General features: G+C 40.3%; 17 protein-coding genes. 7 read left to right on the top strand and 10 right to left on the bottom strand.

All coding sequences use genetic code 11. The features are described from left to right. Nucleotides 1-52 precede the first annotated feature (52 nt). From F8R90_RS00235 to phnG, 3 genes are read right to left on the bottom strand one after another with little or no spacing between them, the layout of a single operon-like run. A complete protein-coding gene (locus tag F8R90_RS00235; protein ID WP_196508567.1) occupies nt 53-505 on the bottom strand; it encodes a GNAT family N-acetyltransferase in 453 nt (150 codons plus the stop codon). Next, nucleotides 495-1,097 (bottom strand): phosphonate C-P lyase system protein PhnH, encoded by a 603-nt coding sequence (gene phnH / locus F8R90_RS00230; protein ID WP_442946729.1) that lies wholly within the window; start codon nt 1,095-1,097, stop codon nt 495-497. Before phnH ends, F8R90_RS00235 begins: the two co-directional genes overlap by 11 nt. A 46-nt stretch (nt 1,098-1,143) precedes the next feature. Further along, nucleotides 1,144-1,599: a phosphonate C-P lyase system protein PhnG gene (phnG, locus tag F8R90_RS00225; RefSeq protein ID WP_196508565.1), complete on the bottom strand. Its 456-nt coding sequence runs from the start codon at nt 1,597-1,599 to the stop codon at nt 1,144-1,146. Nucleotides 1,600-1,705: 106 nt separating this feature from the next. Between phnG and phnF the strand changes: the two genes are divergently transcribed. Then, the gene (phnF, locus tag F8R90_RS00220; protein ID WP_196508563.1) at nt 1,706-2,464 is read left to right on the top strand and encodes a phosphonate metabolism transcriptional regulator PhnF; all 759 of its coding nucleotides are present in this window, start codon (nt 1,706-1,708) and stop codon (nt 2,462-2,464) included. Between the two features lie 10 nt (nt 2,465-2,474). Here phnF and phnE read toward each other — a convergent pair whose 3' ends face one another. The 3 genes from phnE to phnC all read right to left on the bottom strand — a co-directional run bounded on the left by phnE (nt 2,475) and on the right by phnC (nt 5,166). Continuing rightward, entirely contained in the window at nt 2,475-3,248 is a 774-nt protein-coding gene (gene phnE / locus F8R90_RS00215; RefSeq protein ID WP_196508653.1) for a phosphonate ABC transporter, permease protein PhnE, read from the bottom strand. A 75-nt stretch (nt 3,249-3,323) separates the two neighbouring features. Further along, on the bottom strand, nt 3,324-4,325 hold the full coding sequence (gene phnD / locus F8R90_RS00210; protein WP_196508561.1) for a phosphonate ABC transporter substrate-binding protein: 1,002 nt from the start codon (nt 4,323-4,325) through the stop codon (nt 3,324-3,326). 43 nt (nt 4,326-4,368) lie between these two features. After that, a complete protein-coding gene (gene phnC / locus F8R90_RS00205; RefSeq protein ID WP_196508559.1) occupies nt 4,369-5,166 on the bottom strand; it encodes a phosphonate ABC transporter ATP-binding protein in 798 nt (265 codons plus the stop codon). 888 nt (nt 5,167-6,054) lie between these two features. On the opposite strand from phnC, the gene F8R90_RS00200 reads away from it, so the two are divergent. Then, nucleotides 6,055-7,695, top strand: coding sequence for an iron uptake porin (locus F8R90_RS00200; protein ID WP_196508557.1), 1,641 nt, complete (start codon nt 6,055-6,057; stop codon nt 7,693-7,695). Between the two features lie 373 nt (nt 7,696-8,068). On the opposite strand, the gene F8R90_RS00195 is transcribed toward F8R90_RS00200, so the two are convergent. Continuing rightward, nucleotides 8,069-9,202, bottom strand: coding sequence for an ISAs1 family transposase (locus F8R90_RS00195; RefSeq protein WP_196508555.1), 1,134 nt, complete (start codon nt 9,200-9,202; stop codon nt 8,069-8,071). Nucleotides 9,203-9,544: 342 nt separating this feature from the next. Here F8R90_RS00195 and F8R90_RS00190 point away from each other — a divergent pair, with 342 nt between their 5' ends. The 5 genes from F8R90_RS00190 to F8R90_RS00170 all read left to right on the top strand — a co-directional run bounded on the left by F8R90_RS00190 (nt 9,545) and on the right by F8R90_RS00170 (nt 11,283). After that, a complete protein-coding gene (locus F8R90_RS00190) occupies nt 9,545-10,009 on the top strand; it encodes a hypothetical protein (RefSeq protein ID WP_196508554.1) in 465 nt (154 codons plus the stop codon). A gap of 67 nt (nt 10,010-10,076) precedes the next feature. Continuing rightward, the gene (locus F8R90_RS00185; RefSeq protein WP_196508553.1) at nt 10,077-10,343 is read left to right on the top strand and encodes a hypothetical protein; all 267 of its coding nucleotides are present in this window, start codon (nt 10,077-10,079) and stop codon (nt 10,341-10,343) included. Nucleotides 10,344-10,417: 74 nt separating this feature from the next. Further along, complete coding sequence (locus F8R90_RS00180; RefSeq protein WP_196508552.1) at nt 10,418-10,615, top strand: hypothetical protein; 198 nt, start codon at nt 10,418-10,420, stop codon at nt 10,613-10,615. 77 nt (nt 10,616-10,692) lie between these two features. Further along, nucleotides 10,693-11,028, top strand: coding sequence for a hypothetical protein (locus F8R90_RS00175; protein WP_196508551.1), 336 nt, complete (start codon nt 10,693-10,695; stop codon nt 11,026-11,028). 63 nt (nt 11,029-11,091) lie between these two features. Beyond that, entirely contained in the window at nt 11,092-11,283 is a 192-nt protein-coding gene (locus tag F8R90_RS00170; protein WP_190894504.1) for a hypothetical protein, read from the top strand. A gap of 353 nt (nt 11,284-11,636) precedes the next feature. Here F8R90_RS00170 and F8R90_RS33635 read toward each other — a convergent pair whose 3' ends face one another. The 3 genes from F8R90_RS33635 to F8R90_RS00155 form a co-directional block, all read right to left on the bottom strand. After that, nucleotides 11,637-13,031, bottom strand: coding sequence for an ATP-binding protein (locus tag F8R90_RS33635; RefSeq protein ID WP_196508550.1), 1,395 nt, complete (start codon nt 13,029-13,031; stop codon nt 11,637-11,639). A 20-nt stretch (nt 13,032-13,051) separates the two neighbouring features. Beyond that, on the bottom strand, nt 13,052-14,713 hold the full coding sequence (locus F8R90_RS00160; protein ID WP_196508539.1) for an FAD-dependent oxidoreductase: 1,662 nt from the start codon (nt 14,711-14,713) through the stop codon (nt 13,052-13,054). A gap of 359 nt (nt 14,714-15,072) precedes the next feature. After that, on the bottom strand, nt 15,073-17,244 hold the full coding sequence (locus F8R90_RS00155) for an STAS domain-containing protein (protein ID WP_196508537.1): 2,172 nt from the start codon (nt 17,242-17,244) through the stop codon (nt 15,073-15,075). Nucleotides 17,245-17,269: the final 25 nt, after the last annotated feature.

The following is a 17,269-nucleotide window of genomic DNA, read 5'->3' as shown; positions in this document are numbered from 1 at the left end:
ATCGGGTTCTCAGGTTTCCATATTTATATTTTTATCCTCCGCAATTTTGGCTTTACAGGCTTGGTTGGACTAAGCATTTAAAACTCCAGCCATGCTGCTCGAATCCCAGTGATTGATAGAATTGATGGGCGCGGCTACGTTTTAAATTAGAAGAGAGCGTGACTTTATAACACCCAGCCTCAGCACTGAACTGGAGCGCGGCTTTTACCATTTGGCTACCAATCCCCTCTCCTCGCATTTGAGTAATAACTGTCACTGCATCTAGAACTGCAAATTTGTGATAGCCCCGGTGCATCATTGTTGGCGCATAGAGGAGACTGAAAGTACCTACAAGTTGCTGATTTAAAAAAGCAATATAGATGTAATAGTTAGGAACTTGTGTAATTTCTGTCAAGATTTTCTCTACATCATTGCTTGGTAAGGGTGACTCACCATCCATATCAGCATAAAGCTGATTCAATAGAGGCCAATCCTCACGGGTAGCAATGCGAATATCAAGAGTCATAGTACACCTCTGGTTTGGCGGTGCGTGGTAGTCCCATTACTGCATTTTCTGTAAATAAAAATACATCTACGCCTTGTGGATAGGCTTGGTGATTCTGCATCCAGAAGTCCCAAAAATTTACGGGAAGTGTCGGAGCGATTGCTTGTTGGTCTAAAACTCCTGGCCCTGTCAACATCACAGGTTGTCCCATCTCAAAACTTTCCACCTGTACTAATAGTGTTGTTGAGGCTTCAGGGTTTTCTCCTGTACCCCAGCTAAAAATAGATAATTCTTCCAACCCTGCCAAATCTTGAATTAAGGCAAAGTCAGCTTTCTCTGGGTACTGCGTGAACCGACAGCCAGTATGAAACAACAACCAAGCTCTCACTTGATCTGCAAAACTCGGCTGAAGCCATACCACAACATCCAAATCCAGCAACGTCAAACAAGCAGCCCCACAAGCAGGCGTTAAACCCAAAGGCACACTCATATCAGCAGTTATCAAATAAGGTGTCCCCGGTCGAGCATTAGCATCAAGCAACGCCCGAAATGTCCTCTGAGCATCATGAATTGAGTCTTGAAAGCCCTGTAAATATTTAACTTTAGTCATCATTCATCAGTCATCGGTTATCAGTCAACAGTCAACAGTCAACAGTAATCTATTCGCCCCTTACCATCGTGAAGAAATTAACCTTAGTAGCAGCTGCTTGACGCTGCTTGAGTTCCTGCTGCTTTTGGTGTTCTATTTGTAAGGGTTGAATTACTTCAGCCTGAATCTGATCGTGCCAATTTGGGGTTTGTAGTAACGCATCACAGAGAGCAGCTAGTTCTGCATGACGGTGCGATCGCCCCGCGACATAACCGAATCCAGCGATTGCTTCATCTCCTTGGCTCTCTAACTGCACAACACAGCGAGTCATGGTGATTTCTCCTAAGTTAAATGGCTCTCCTGTACCCCCAGCGCGTCCCCGCACCATTGTTAGACCAATTTCTGGGCAGCGTAAAAAGCTATAGTTGGGCAAAGTAACCAATTTTTTTACCAGTTTTTCTAATAGCTCTAACTCGGCTTTAGCTAATGTTGCCATCCATGCTTGTCGCTGCGTCACAGTAGGCATAAGTTGGTTTGTGGTATTTTGTTTTAAACTCTTTTTAACTTGTCTAGACATCTAGATAAAAGTAGATTAACGCAATTATGACAAGTTGACAATCTAATATTGATACATGAAGGAAATAATGCCGATTTATGCCCAGATTGCTGATCAACTGCGACAAAACATTCATCAAGGGGTTTATCAGCTTGGAGAACGACTACCAACGGAAACCAAGTTAGCAGAACAATTTTCAGTTAATCGCCATACCCTCAGACAAGCGATCGCTCTACTAAAAAACGAGGGATTGTTACGAGTTGACCGAGGACGCGGAACTTTTGTAGCGGCTAAAACCATCCGCTATGCGATTGGTAAGCGAGTGCGTTACAACCAAACGTTGAAAGCTCAGGGTTGGCAAGTAAGGTTTCAACTGCTACGTATATTGGAAGTACCTGCGGATGATGCGATCGCCAAAGAATTAGAGATTCCTTATGGTGAGCCTGTAGCGTTAATTGAACGTTTAGGTTTAGCGAATGAAGAACCTATTAGTGTGGGTACTGGGTATTTTCCCCTCAAGCGATTTCCAGATTTCTTGGAGCCAAAAAATATCAAAATTTTGCAAGAACAGCAATCAATATCTCAGTTTTTACAGCAGCTATATGGATGCGATCATATCCGCCGAAGTACCTGCGTTTCTGCTCGTCTAGTCCAGCCTCAAGATGCAAAGTGGCTACAACTATCCCTCAATCAACCCATCCTGTTAGCGGAGTCGGTGAACGTCGATGAAACAGGTAATGTTATTGAATATGGGGTAACTCGACTGCGGGGCGATCGTATGGAGTTATTTTTTGAAAATGACTTGAAAGAGGGTGGAGTTACAACTAATGACTAGTAACTAATGACTAAATTAGCCACTCTCTTACCTTTGCAGACAATAAATCAATAGCACCAGTAGTAGCAATCAAAATAATCAGAATTGTACAGACTTTTTGGTATTCAAATGCACCAAAACTCTGATATAGTGAAACGCCAATACCGCCAGCCCCAACAATTCCTAATACAGAAGCAGAACGCACATTTGACTCAAATCTGTAGAGAGTGAAAGAGGTCCACAAAGGCATTACTTGGGGAATCACTCCATAAATTACTTCTTGAATCTGGCTTGCACCAGTAGCTCTAATTCCTTCTACCGGGCCTGACTCAATTGATTCTACTGCTTCTGAGAACAGCTTACCCAGAATACCGGCAGTATGAATAAATAATGCCAAAACTCCAGCAAATGGCCCCAACCCAACAGCAACTACAAAGATTAGTGCAAAGACGATTTCGTTAATCGCACGCATAGCATCTAATAAGCGACGTGTTGGTTGAACAACCCATATTGGACAAATATTATTAGATGCTAAAATAGATAAAGGAACAGCTGCGATCGCAGCCATTAAAGTTCCCCAAATTCCCATCGATATAGTAACCAGTGTTTCTGAGAAATAATAATTCCAATCGCTAAAGTCTGGCGGAAAATATGAACGTATATATTCCACCATGTTGTCTCCCCGTTGCAGAAGTACAGGGAAATTTAACTCACTTTGAGTATAGGCGAAAATCAATACAGCAGCAATAAATAAAAGAAACAAAACTTTTTGGGTATTCACAAGCTTTGCTTCTTTCTCTAACATTGCTGCTACATTAGGAGATGCGTAAGTAATTATCTGATTTCGTGGGCGCACTTTTTACTACCTATAAATATAATTTTATTTAATTCCTTTGAGTTGCTGATTTAGTTCTGCTATTGTTTGCTGTTTTTCTTGCTCACTAAGATTTTCTTTATCTTGAGTCTCTTGGATTTTTTTAGCGATTTCTAGTTCTCGAATTGTATGCCAATTTTTATCTTCAGCCTGTACAAAACCAGAAATTTTAAATTCTCCTAAAACTTGAGTATCTTTGTAGTTGTAGAAAAAAGTTTGCAACTTCTTTTTGATATCATCTGATAAATCCCGACGATAAACAATTGGATCGCTGGGAATTAGAGGTGATTTCCAAATAATTTCAATTTTCTGTCTGGCTTTAGGATTGGTGTTTTCTAGACGACTTAATGCTTCATTACTGACAGTAGCTACATCTACCTGATTATTAGCTACAGCTAAAGCACAAGCTTCATGATTGCCAGCAAAAATCAAGCGTTTAAAAACCTTCTTCGGATCAACATTATTTTTAGTAAAAACATAGTAGCTGGGAACTAAAAACCCAGAGGTAGAATTAGGCTCATTAAAAGCAAAGGTAAGCTTGGCTGCATTTTTAACCACATATTTATCACCACCTGCTGCTATAGCTTCCGCAGTGATGGGATTATCTTTATTAGTAATTAAATGAGAATAGTAGCCTCTACCACCATCTGCACTCACAACTTGAGCAAAAGCTTCTACGTTAGCAATTTTTGCTGCTTCAATATAAGATTTACCACCTAGCCAAGCTGCTTGAACTTTACCAAAGCGCATAGCTTCTATGACTGCTGCATACTGTGTAACATAGAAGGGTTTAATGGTAATCCCAGTTTGCTGAGACATAGCAGCAGCAAAAGGTTCCCAAATTGGTTTTTGATTAGCTTGAGATTCTGTAGACAGAACACCAAAGTTAATTTCTTTAATCGCTGCGTTACTATTATCAGCATTAGAAGTACAAGCTGAAAGGATCTTGGCGCTTGCCAAAGTTATAGTAAATAAAGAAGCCTGCTGAATAAATAACCTTCTGTCCATAAGTTTAATTGTGAGATGTAAGTAAAAATTTTGTATTTTGGGGTTACACTACCAGTTCACCGTGTCCTCTCATAATGAGTTCTTCGACAGCTGTGCCATAAAGTTCATTGAGCTTTGTATCATTCATCTCTGTGGTTGCACCATCAAACATCACTTCTCCATCTTTGAGAGCGATCGCTCGATCAAAGTAACTACGCACCATTTGAACCTGATGTAAAGAAGCGACTACAGTAATACCGCTTTGGCGATTCAACTGCACGAGCAATTCCATGACTTTACGTGCCGATTCAGGATCGAGAGAGGCGATTGGTTCGTCTGCGAGGATGATTTTCGCTCCTTGCACTAAACAACGAGCGATCGCAACTCGTTGTTGTTGCCCTCCAGAAAGCATAGATGCCCGTTTATAAGCGTGTTCAAGAATGCCTACTCGCTCTAATGCAGCAAGAGCTTGGATTTTTTCTTTTTTGGTGAATAAATGGAATGTTGAACGTAAGATAGACAATCTTGATAAGTTACCAACGAGTACATTTTCGATAACTGTTAGCCGATTGACTAAATTAAACTGTTGAAAAATACAACCTATCTGGCTTCGTAAAGACCTAATTTTAGAGTGTGTTTTGCCCTCGCTCTGTAGTATTGAGCCAAAAATATAAACAGTTCCTGCATCTGCAATATGCAAGCCATTAATATGCCGTAAAAGGGTAGATTTGCCTGAGCCAGATGCACCTATTAGCGCAACCAGTTCTCCCTCATGAATTGTGCAAGATACGTTTTTAAGTGCTGTCTTACCTTTGAAAGCCTTCGAGAGATTACTAACTTCGATAGCCACTGTATTTGCCATTTTTTGACATTGAGATGTCTATGATTAACTTGAATAATATTTTTTAGTTAAGAACTAATTAAGAAAAGGATAATTACTGATTTAATTTTTAAGTTATCAGCCTAATGAATGAGCTAATTCTAGATATACGTCAATATAATGTAAAGCTTATAATACATAGACTGACATCCATTTTTTTATTAAGATTTAATTAACAAAAAGCTAATTTTTGGTAAAAATGCAATTAACCCGCTAGGAATTAGTACAGCACGGCGTAAATAAACCACCCATTCCAAATCAATAAAATGCTTCTACTGTATACCTGTTTGAATTTTGGTAGGGACAATTCATGTGTACGCAACGCAAAGCGGCTACTCTTACGAGAACGCTTTCAGCGCTAGCGCAGCGGTAGCGACGAAGGAGCGTCACCCGCAGGTATTGCCCTTACCACATATGTACTTTTTTAAAGCATCTATATTTGGCATTTGTTGTCAATACGTAAGTCCTAGTAAATAAGCTTTGTTGCTATAAAAAACATTAATAATATGTTATTAGCTGGATTTTAAATATTGGTTATTGATTGAGCTAAGAAACACAGACAATCTTTAATATATCAATATCCATTGAGTTAAGAATAGGTAAACAAATAGCAATTGTTTTTATTTCAAAATAATCTCTAGATTGTGGTACATATTTGTGCTTTGATATTGTTAAAGTTGATTTGAAAAATTTTTCTTATAAAAGATTCATTTTTTCTATATCTAACATTAGCTTTTCTGATACAAGGGTTAAAATCACGCCTTAATTAAATCAATCTTGCTAATATTTGTGATTTAACAATTAGCAGACTTTTAATGTTAGAAAAACTTTGATTTTTCACTAATTTCTATCAGGTGTGAGGGTACATTCGTGCAGAAGTTTTGGTTGAATTCTTTGTTATTTAGTCCAGCGATTTTGGGCTTATTTATAGTTGCGCTACCAGCGATGGGTTCTGAAGTACCTTTAAATCAAGCACCTGCAAGAAATCAACCGTCCAGTTTTAGCAGTGCTGAGAATATCAGACAAGTAACTTCAGTTTCACAGCTTTCTGATGTCAAACCTACAGACTGGGCTTTTCAAGCTTTGCAATCCTTGGTTGAGCGATACGGCTGCATTGCAGGTTATCCTAACCAAACTTATCGGGGTAATCGTGCTTTGACTCGCTATGAGTTTGCTGCTGGTTTGAATGCTTGTTTAGATCAGATCAACCAACTTATAGCTACTAGTACCGCTGATCTGGTGAACAAAGAAGACCTAGCAACGCTGCAAAAGCTGCAAGAAGAGTATACTGCTGAGTTGCAAACTGTGCGAGGTCGAGTAGATGCTCTAGAAGCTCGTAGCGCCACTTTAGAGTCGCAACAATTCTCCACAACTACTCAATTGCGGGGAGAAGCAGTTTTTGCACTGGCTGGTGCATTTGGCTCCGATAGAGCAATCAACACCGATGCTCAAAATCGTGGTGATACCAGACCAGAACTCGATGAAAATGTGATTTTTGCCGATCGCGTCCGGTTAAACTTTGATAGTAGCTTCACTGGTAAAGACCGCCTCAGAGTTAGGTTACAAGGGAGAAATATCACTTCATTCAATACAGCCGTAACTGGCACTAACCAAACTCGTTTAGGGTTTGATGGCAATGAATCCAACAATGTCAGCGTATCAGCTCTGTTTTACCGTTTCCCTGTAGGCAACTCCACAACCTTCAACATCGCAACCGAAGGGTTGGAATACATTGATGAAGTACCTGCTCTCAGTCGCAACTTCGATTCTAGTGGTTCTGGTGCGCTATCTCGTTTTGGGCGTTACAACCCAATTTACCGGGCAGCAGAGGGACCAGGTATCATAATTAATCAAAAATTTAATGATGCTCTCACACTAACTGCTGGTTACGTTGTGCCATCGGGTGTTGGTAATGATCCCAGTAACGGTAGAGGCATGTTTAATGGTAGTTACTCTGCATTAGGTCAACTGACTTTCCAACCAACCTCAGAATTAAGTTTGGCTTTTACTTATGTCAACGCCTATTACACTGATGGTAGCGGAGTCACTGGTAGCACTGGCACTGGTTTTGCCAACAACCCATTCAACGGGGCGCGAACTTCGGTAAATAACTATAGTGTGACTGCAAATTACAAACTTAGTCCTAAGTTTACCATCACTGCTTGGGGCAGCTACGCCAATGCCCAAGCTGAGAATACAGCCGTTGCTAGGAGTAATGCAGATATTTGGAACTGGGCCGTTCAGCTAGGCTTTCCTGATTTTGGTAGGAAAGGAAATTTTGGTGGTCTTGTCTTTGGTGTACCGCCTTATGTTGCTGACAATCAATTCGTCAGTGATAATAATCGCCGTCAAGACGATGATATATCCTATCATTTAGAGGCTTTTTATAGATATAAGCTGAATGACAATATTGCTATTACCCCAGGATTAATCACCATCTTTAATCCTGAAGGTAACAGCAACAACTCTAATATCTATCTGGGAGTAGTGCGTACTACTTTTACTTTCTAACCCAAAGTCTTTGCTGAAGCTCAATCAAAAAGACCTCTCCCTGATTTTACTACGCAAAATCGTCCCTCTCCGGCTCGGAGAGGGACAGCTTTGAATTTTAGTTCAAGGCAGGGAGAGGTTAGGGGAAACGCACCTTATTGACTAATAAAATCTAAGAGAGATTTCAAAATGACATAGATAATTGCAAAAATCGGTGAGGTAATAAATAAAATAAATGAATTATCTCGGAAGAATATGATTTAGCTTATCTGATGCTAAATCATTATTTATTGATACTAAAATAACTCAAGATTCGAGTTTATAAAACTATGTTTATCTAGAGGAAAAGTGAAACTCTTCCTAAATATTCAAATTTAATTTCTGATATATTAGTTTATGCTAATGCTAAAACTCTTGCTAAATAATTATTATCCAGCCCAGCAAGAAACTGTTTATTTTTTATTCCACGTTTGACACGCTTTTCTTGGTCTAAAAGATTGATTGCAATATGTCTGAGAATTGCAAAATTCTGTGGAGCATTATTTGTTCTAATCCGACAGTCATCTTCTCTTAAAGCAACATCTAATATCCAATGTAGTGAGTTCTCAATTCCCCAATGACTGCGAATAGAATTACCAAACTGTTTAGCATTTGACTCAAGGCTACTGATAAAATAACGAATTTCAACCGTTGTCTTACCATCTAATGAACGGACAGATTCTACCATTTCAACACTATTAAATTTTGACCAAACTGAATCTGGATTAAGCCGAGATTCCATTTGAGATAACATTACGTAATTGCGGATTTCATGACGACCGTGCTCTGTTTCTTCTGTTTTATATGTGCTATTTACAATCCCCTCAAAACCTGTAGCTATGCCTGAAGAGAATAGTTTTTCAACTTCATCATAAAGGTTGCCTTGGTTCTTCTTTAACGCAATTACATAATCTGCATTTTGCTGTGTAATTAGCTTCACAATCTCTTTCTGACAACCAATTGCATCAATTGTCACAATACATCCAGACAGTTCTAAAACCTTTAATAATTCTGGAATAGCTGTAATTTCATTCGATTTCTCATCTACTTTTACTTGTCCTAGTACTAATTTATTGGTCGTTGCCCAGGCACTTACCATTTGAATTGCACTTTGGTCACTATTTTTATCATAAGAACTACGCAAAGTTTTCCCATCAATTGCAACAACTTCACCGGACGTTATTTTCTGTATTGATTTCATCCAATTAAGGAAACATGATTGAAACTCTTGAGGATTTATTTGTGCAAATACTCGCGCGAATGCATCGTGGGACGGAATCCCATTTGGTAATTCTAAAAATGTTTTTAACCATTCATATTTTCCACAACCATAAGTCTCGATTCCTACCCATCCATCTGCTCCACAAATCACTGCACATACAGCAATGGTCATAATATCGATTAATTTATGCCGTTTGGTGCGATCTATTCGTGGATCTTCTATTTCCAAAAAATGGTCAGCAATCGTGATTTTTGGTTTGAGCTTCATAGAAGGGAGGATAAGAATGTATTCTTCTTTGGAGCAACTATTAGAATACCATGTTCAATGAAGGATAGCCGTCGGCTGCCTCTAATTCCCCCTACACAATGATTATCATTACCATCTGGATGAATGTTTAATTTACTGAAAGCCTTATTTGATTTGGGTTTTGGTAATTTCTACTCTGATTCGATCTCGTCAATATTTAGATGCGTTTGCCCTGCTCAAACCCGTGTTTCCCTCTTCATTTCACGGCTCTTGGTTGGGGTCATTTCCCCCCCCCCGCTCCCTGCCCCCAACCAAGAGCCTCTCCATTGAGCGGCACTCACTACTCAACAGGGCATTTCTTTTATGCAAAGTAATAATATCCCAAAAATTACAACTAAAGAAACTGAACATTTGCGATCGCAATATCCTAGCTTGTCTCACTTGGAAGCTGGAAATATCGCCCAATGGCTGCAAGAGAGAAAAGATGGATTATTTGAAATGGCACGGGCATCTGAGAATGAAGCAGACATGACCCGTGTACTTGGTTTGTTGGCTTCTGGGATTGGAGCGGTTTGTTATGCGGTTAACCCTTTGGCACTAGTTGGTGGTTTAATCGGCGGTGCTGCGTGGTTATGGTTTGTTGTCGAACATTCCAACAGAACCAAGGAGATCGCCCCCTTGCTTTTTGTACGTGGTAACTTTGTAGATGCTCTAGCTCTTTTGGGAGATTATGATGCTAGGAGCAATTATCAAGCGGATCATCTTGCCAATACTGTTAAATTCCTAGAACGACAATTCAGCAGAAGAGTACGCCTTTCTTCATGCTGAGTTTGAAAATATTGTCCAGTATTTAACGCAAGTTGAACCAGGAAAACGTTTTTATGCTTATCGCTGGATGTTTGGCTGGTTTGGCAAGCTCAAGGGTCGTCAGCTACCGACTTATGAAAGCATGGCTCTCCATTTACAGGATGTGACGATTGACAGGCGGGTGAATCGGTCGGAGATCAGTGCCATCGCACAGTCCAACGTCCAGTTACCACCGACCGTAGATATCAAGCAATTTCAATCGCCACAGGTAGATATTGGGAAGATGAACCAAGCTGCGGAGCTAGACCGACAGAGTTACAGTCATCAGCTGATGGGCTTGTACCAGACACTATAATTAATCTCCCTCTAATTAATAGGGCAAACGCACTCATCGCTGCTTTAACGAAAAGTGGTTTTCAAGTAGAAGATATGATGAGTTCTCAAGTGATAGCGATCGCTGGTACTCAGCGAGGTGGCAAGGGAACCTTAGCAGCAATCTTAGCAACATTATCAACTGCACTTGACCCCGGATTGAACACCCAATACTTACTAATATTCGTCACAGTTCCGGTCAAGTTCCGGTCAAGTTCCGGTATTCTTACATTTCCAAGTACGGCTGAAAAATAGAGTCTTTTTGTCTCTCCAGTAAGTTTTAATTTTTTCTAAACATTTTCCAGAGTGTGGAAGCATCGGGAAGTTTAAAAATGAGCGATAAATTAACCACAGCATTACAAAAATTAGCCATAAGTCCAGTTAAAGCAGATAGGCTGGCTATTTGTAGATTGGAAAAAGAGTACGGCGCTTCTTTATCAGAAATCGTTGGTGAACTCGAAGATTATGCCATAGTCTATCAATCCATATCAGACGAAAGTGCTAAACCAAAAAATCAGTTGATTATCCTTTGCTGCTATGGCTGTCTTTGGGGCGCAGTTATTGGAATTGCGACGTTGTTTTTCAAGCCTAATGTGACTTTGGCAGCGATTGGGTTGGGTTTTACGGCTGGGGTGTCTGGGAAATTGTTGGTTCAAAAAGGGGAATAAGTCGAAGTAGTTGAAGATTGGTTTTAATTGTTTAGCTGAACTTTTGGATTAATTGGAGTAAATATGTCTTGGTCGAAATCTATTTCTCTTGATGTTGCTAACAAGCTTTTTGACGTAATTGGAGTTTCTTTTGAGCAGAACGAATTAGAGGGCGGTTACATCGCTAAACATGAAAGTAAAACCTTAAGAAGAGCAACCTTAACCGCTTGCTGTATGGCTGTTTTAACTGACTGGGTAACAATTAAGGAAAGTTGAATTTATGTCAGAAGAGCCAGTTTCAAGAGTCAGGATGATCTCAAAACTAGAATTCTTGCTTTTATTGACTACTTTAATCAAACAATGGCTAAACCTTTAAAGTGGACATATAAGGGTAAAGTTTTGGCTGTTTAATACTCGGTTTATCTACGCCGTGCTGTACTAGCCTCGAAAACTTTTGAGGATGAATTAGACCTTGCTTATGCTGTCATCGATGGAATTCAAACAAGAGGAGAAAAAGGAAACTACAGTACGCAACGTGTAAGATTTAACTCTAATTCTTCTGCTTAATTTTTTGTTACATACTTATAAATTTCCTCCCCGACTTACTTAGTAATTATTCGGTCAGTACTTTACGAATGAATGATAGGCAAACGAATCTGAAAGCGTGTCTGGCCAGGTTCAGAAAAACAGCGAATTTCTCCGTGATGCTGAGTCACTACAATTCGATATGAAATTTCCAAACCTAACCCAGTACCAGAACCAACCTCCTTGGTTGTAAAAAATGGCTCAAAAATTCGAGATTGAATTGCAAGGGGAATTCCTGGCCCGTTATCTATAATCTCGACAACAATATAGTCTTTGTCTTTGCAAGTACGTATTAAAATGTCGCCTTGTTCACCTAAGGCATCGATCGCATTATCAATCAGATTAGTCCACACTTGATTCAATGCACTGCCATGAGCTTGAATTGATGGTAGATTTTTGTCATACTCGCGTGTCACCACAATATTGTGCTTCCGCAATTTATAGTGCAGAATTGTCAAAGTATTTTCCAGACCCTCATGTACATCTATCTTCAATAGTGAAGCCCGATCCATGTACGAGTAGTCTTTAATCGCCTTGACTATTTCGGAGACACGAGTAGTACCCTGTTCCAGTACGTTCAACTGCCCGATTATTGACAGCGTTGCTTCCAGCCAAACCAGCACATCAGTAAAGGTCTTAGTTGTTAAATGCTCACTAATGGCTTCTAACTTCTGATCGTTGACTCCCGCAGCAACGAGGGTAGGAACAAGTTTCCACCCGTCAGTCACATTATGTAACTCCAACCATTGCGTTAATTCATCTTCTTGATCAATCTGAAACAGTGTGTCGGAAGAATTTTGTGTCTCAGTGTGTGCAATGTGTTCAATAGCATCTTGCCTAAAGCTTAAGAGATGTTTGAGTTGACTTTCTGTGAGATTTTGCCCAATCATTTTGAAAGTAACATCATCCAATGACTTAACTGTGTCTTGCAATTGACTTGCAGCTCTATGTGCTGCGGATACTGGATTATTTAGTTCATGGGCAAGACCAGCAGACAAAGTACCTAAAGCAACGAGCTTTTCGTGTTGCTGAGATAACAACTGTAACTCTTGCATTCGAGAAGCCATATGGCCGAGAACAATTTTTCTAATATTTGGGCAAATAGTAATCATTTGCCAAAAATCATTCTCGTGCAGACAATACATATGACTTCTACGCACTACTTCACCGCTTGCAAGGTGAGGTGTACCTGCAAGTAGAGGAACTTCACCAAAGAATGAACTACTACCGTATGTAGCTAATAGGATTTTTTGGTTAACAATCTCTCGTGAAAGCTGGATTGCTCCTTCAAATACTATATAGAAATACTCTACAGGATCTCCTTGGTGAAACAGCATATGTCCTGAATCGAGCCATAATTCCTTACCATTGAGAAAACACTTGAGTTCGTTTTCATTCAAGTGTTCAAAAACCGATATCTTACGCAATGTCTCAAACATGGTCATTACCCGAAATATCGCTACACAGATGCTAAATATTGGTGAATTAATTGAACAGCGATCGCTCCCTCACCCACTGCGGAAGCGACTCGTTTAACTGAGTTACAACGCACATCGCCGATAGCAAAAATACCGGGCACGTTAGTCTCCAAAAAGAAAGGATCGCGCTCTATTGTCCATCCTTTCGGTGACATTCCATTTCGGATGGTGTGAGTTCCGGTAAGAATAAAGCCGTGTTCATCACGCTCTACAATATCTTGTAACCAATCAGTACGCGGCTTAGCACCAATAAAGCTAAACAAAGCATTGGTGGGAATAGTTTCAATTTCACCTGTTTCTGAGTTAAAAATGGTTATCGCCTCCAACTTATCTTCTCCGATAAATTCCTTCACCTGAGTCAATACCTTGACGTTGATATTATCAATCTCTTCAATCTGAGCAATCAAATATTGAGACATACTTTTTTTCAGTGAGTCGCCCCGAACTATCACGTTAACGGAGCCTGCGTACTTAGAAAGATAAACAGCTGCTTGTCCAGCCGAGTTACCCGCACCCACAATAAACACATCTTCTCCTTTGCAAGTCAGTGCTTCGGTCATAGCAGCGCCATAGTAGATACCTGCACCTGTGAGTTTTTCGCTTCCAGGTATGTTGAACTTGCGATAAGATACGCCTGTTGCAATAATCAAGGTGTGGGTGCTAAGTTCGGAACCGTCTGCTAGCGTGATCAATCGATATTGACCATTCACACGAATATTAGTCACTTCTTGGGGTGAAAGAATTTCTGTTCCAAACTTTTGAGCTTGTGTGACAGCGCGTTTAGCTAAATCTCCCCCATGCACACCACCCGGAAAACCAAGATAATTTTCGATCCGAGAACTAGTACCTGCTTGCCCTCCTGGAGCCTCTCGTTCAATCAACACGGTGCGAAGTCCTTCAGAGGCCCCATAAACAGCTGCTGCCAAACCAGCAGGCCCAGCACCCACAATAGTTAAGTCATAAAACGGCATCTTGGGGCGTGTTTTTAGCCCTACTTTTTCGGCAATTTCTATATTTGTCGGCTCTACAAGATGTGAACCGTCAGGGAAAATAACTAACGCCTGACATCTAGTATCAGAACTAATAGCGCAACTAACAAGGCGATCGCCCTCATCTGACTCAATATTTAGCCACTGATAAGGAACATGATTGCGGGCTAAGAAATCTTTGATTTGATGCAATCTAGGTGACCAACGAGAACCAACAACGCGCACACCTTCAAAAGGTGGACGGAAAGAAGCTTGCCAAACCTCTAGCAAATCGTTAAGTATGGGATATAAACGCTCTTGAGGGGGATTCCAAGGCTTCAACAGGTAATAATCAATCTTTGCCTTGTTGATAGCATGGATAGCTGCGTTAGTGTCCGCATATGCTGTGAGTAAGACACGTTTGGTCAAAGGAAAGATTTCAATTGCCTGTTCTAGAAATTCCACACCGCTCATTTGTGGCATTCGCTGATCTACAAGAAACAGCGCTGCTGACTCGTTACGCAACTTTAACTTTTGCAGTACCTCTAAAGCCGTCTTAGGCGAGTTGGATCGTACCACCCGGAAGCGATCGCCATACTCTTTACGTAAGTCAAGCTCGATCGCTTGCAAAACTTCCAAGTCATCATCTAATGCCACTATCACAGGTTTAGCCATAATTTCTTCAAAATGCTGCTTCTAGCAACATCCAGCAAACGACACAATTGTTTTTTATAGTTCGTGTTTATTGGGTCTCCTCACAGTTATTTATGTGAGTTTAAGTTTATGAACTTTTAAGTTGCATAGGATAAACAAGTTCTAAAACCAAATCCACAAAACTTTTGTTTGAATACAATATGCAAATTAAAGGTGTCAGCTAGTGAACTATCGCACTAATTATTAAGTAAAAGTGCGTTTGTAGTAAAAATTTTAGTTCTGAAATATTCTCAATTTCAACCTTAATTTTCTTACTACAAACCTATCAAAAGTTTGGCGATAGTCCACTATTGGCAAGCTAAAAAAGGTTTTGTGCTTACCTAGACAGTGGCTAATTCAACAGCCTCATACTGTTCTAAAACAGTGACACCTTCACAGAATGCGCCTTTCTTCAAGAAACCCAATACATTCTCATTCGCGCCAACTAAATAGATATCAACGTTACTACCCAGTTTTTGCTTGGTGAAAATGAGATATCGTAGACCAGCCGCACTTATACATTTCAAATCGTCTAGTTGCAACACTAGGCGTTTGATAGATTGGGCTGTTGCTTTTTGCAATTCTTCCTCAAGTAGTCCTATAGCATTAGCGTCAAGTAAACCACTTAAAGATAGTTTGGCAGTACCTCCGCTGACTTCTAACAAAGTTGCATTGAAAAATACTTGCGTGGGAAGCAGTCGAACTCTAATTTTGATTTCGTCCTGAGTTGATGGCAGTTTGACTGTTAGGTTTTCGGCATCAAAATCGGCATAAGGCTGGCCATTAATCCAAACTTCGCCAATTTGGACACTGCCTGGTGGTAAGATATCTGGCTGAACCCGGAGGATGTTATCTTTAAAAGCTCCTGGTTTTGGCTTGAAATACAAATCCATTGGCTTCTTAGTCACCAATAAATTAGTATACACACAAGCTAAATACGCCAGTTCAAATGAGTGGTAACCACTCATGGAGTGACTACCCTTGCCCCTTTCAGTTCCTAGCAAATAGGGAATTCCATTAGCCAAAACATTGAAGTAGATACCGCCATCTGCGTAATCGAGGAACCAAGCGTTATAGAAAGCTGCTGATTCCCGCGCTAGTTTTTGATACTCAGATTTGTTAAGTGAACCAGCCAGGATCAGGTAGGCTAGTATGGCTTGTTCTTGCTGCCACCAAGCTTTGCGATCGTGCCAAACAAAGCGGTGTGTTTTTTGGCCTGGTTCTAATATCCGCTCTACAACATCATACCACCCTCCACGTTGTTGGTCACTGCCAACAGCAGGCATGATGTCTGCAATTTTTTCAGCTAAGGCAACATACTTCTCTTTTGGTTTGAGGTGGTGCATCCGCATCAGGTTCCAAGAGATTTTGAGGTTGTGACCTACAACTGCTCGGTTCTGTTGCCATCCCCATGTTGTATCATGACTCCAATCTTCATGAAAACGCTCTTGCACAAATGAACTAGAGTCGTAGTCAGGAAAATGCTTTTCAATTGTGTCAAAAGTATACTCAAGTAAATCAGCATACTCTTTCTTACCACTCGCCAGCCAAAGATTGATTAAGTATGCTGGGGCATGGTCACCTACCGAATTCCAATTCTTTTTCGCCCGGTTATGGCCCAAGGTACTACTGTGGGGACTCAGAGTAATCGGATCAATGTGTGAGTAAAATCCTCCTTTGTCTGTTTTGTCTAGAAAATAGCGATTGAACAGATTTAAAGTCAATTCAATGTCATTCAAGATACTGGGATCGCCTGTCACCCGATAAGTCTGGGTTGGGCCAGCTAGTGCATAAATCTGTTCATAAGCTGGTATGGCATCATAATCATCCCCAAATTCTGAGGAAAATATTTTTTGTTCTCTACCATCTGGTTGAACATCAATTGCGTGATACCAATAGCAAATTCCTTCACCTTCATCCAGAAAACGCAAGTGGTCGCGCAAGTATTCAGTGCCTTTTTCAGCAGCTTCTAGGTAACGGTCATCCCCAGTCATCAAAAAGGCTGTAGCAAAACCATAAACCAGACGCGAAATCGTGTCAGTTTCTTGTCTAGTACTGATTTCTTTTGTACCAACTAAGCCTAAATTAGTGCGATATTTTCCATAGTCAATTTCTCCATCTTCAAACTGCACTTTTAAGTAAAAATTGGCGAGATTTCGTACTTGATTCACCCACCAGTCTTGCTTTTCAAATGCATACTCACTTTCGGTTTTACCAAGGAACACAATATGTTTACCTTCAAAATTGTGTTCACCATCCTCTGGATAAAAAGTGCCATATACAAAAAGGTAGCGATCTGCAACTAACATTTCTCTCATTTGCAGAGTGCAATCATAGTAAGGCTCACCCAAGTTCCGCACTAGTTCTGCATAGGTGTTTGCAGACAGTGCTACCTCAAATTTTCTGCCATCGGTGGTTTTTAGATTGAAACTTCCAAAAGCTCCCTTTTGAGAATTAAATTTAGTAACATACCCAGCGATTAAATCTGAAAATGGAAAACTTACTTGGTTCATGGAATTATCTCCAAAAATTTAATTT

It is taken from the genome of Nostoc sp. NZL, assembly GCF_015714705.1.
In the GTDB taxonomy this organism is placed as follows: domain Bacteria; phylum Cyanobacteriota; class Cyanobacteriia; order Cyanobacteriales; family Nostocaceae; genus Nostoc; species Nostoc foliaceum_A.
The sequence above is the reverse complement of the archived record's forward strand: the minus strand, read 5'-3'. Positions and strand labels throughout refer to the sequence as shown.

Coding starts and splice junctions, on each gene's coding strand:
- F8R90_RS00235 (WP_196508567.1), bottom strand. CDS start 505: ATGACTCTTGATATTCGCATTGCTACCCGTGAGGATTGGCCTCTATTG.
- phnH (WP_442946729.1), bottom strand. CDS start 1,097: ATGATGACTAAAGTTAAATATTTACAGGGCTTTCAAGACTCAATTCAT.
- phnG (WP_196508565.1), bottom strand. CDS start 1,599: ATGCCTACTGTGACGCAGCGACAAGCATGGATGGCAACATTAGCTAAA.
- phnF (WP_196508563.1), top strand. CDS start 1,706: ATGAAGGAAATAATGCCGATTTATGCCCAGATTGCTGATCAACTGCGA.
- phnE (WP_196508653.1), bottom strand. CDS start 3,248: ATGTTAGAGAAAGAAGCAAAGCTTGTGAATACCCAAAAAGTTTTGTTT.
- phnD (WP_196508561.1), bottom strand. CDS start 4,325: ATGGACAGAAGGTTATTTATTCAGCAGGCTTCTTTATTTACTATAACT.
- phnC (WP_196508559.1), bottom strand. CDS start 5,166: ATGGCAAATACAGTGGCTATCGAAGTTAGTAATCTCTCGAAGGCTTTC.
- F8R90_RS00195 (WP_196508555.1), bottom strand. CDS start 9,202: ATGAAGCTCAAACCAAAAATCACGATTGCTGACCATTTTTTGGAAATA.
- F8R90_RS00190 (WP_196508554.1), top strand. CDS start 9,545: ATGCAAAGTAATAATATCCCAAAAATTACAACTAAAGAAACTGAACAT.
- F8R90_RS00185 (WP_196508553.1), top strand. CDS start 10,077: ATGTTTGGCTGGTTTGGCAAGCTCAAGGGTCGTCAGCTACCGACTTAT.
- F8R90_RS00180 (WP_196508552.1), top strand. CDS start 10,418: ATGATGAGTTCTCAAGTGATAGCGATCGCTGGTACTCAGCGAGGTGGC.
- F8R90_RS00175 (WP_196508551.1), top strand. CDS start 10,693: ATGAGCGATAAATTAACCACAGCATTACAAAAATTAGCCATAAGTCCA.
- F8R90_RS00170 (WP_190894504.1), top strand. CDS start 11,092: ATGTCTTGGTCGAAATCTATTTCTCTTGATGTTGCTAACAAGCTTTTT.
- F8R90_RS33635 (WP_196508550.1), bottom strand. CDS start 13,031: ATGTTTGAGACATTGCGTAAGATATCGGTTTTTGAACACTTGAATGAA.
- F8R90_RS00160 (WP_196508539.1), bottom strand. CDS start 14,713: ATGGCTAAACCTGTGATAGTGGCATTAGATGATGACTTGGAAGTTTTG.
- F8R90_RS00155 (WP_196508537.1), bottom strand. CDS start 17,244: ATGAACCAAGTAAGTTTTCCATTTTCAGATTTAATCGCTGGGTATGTT.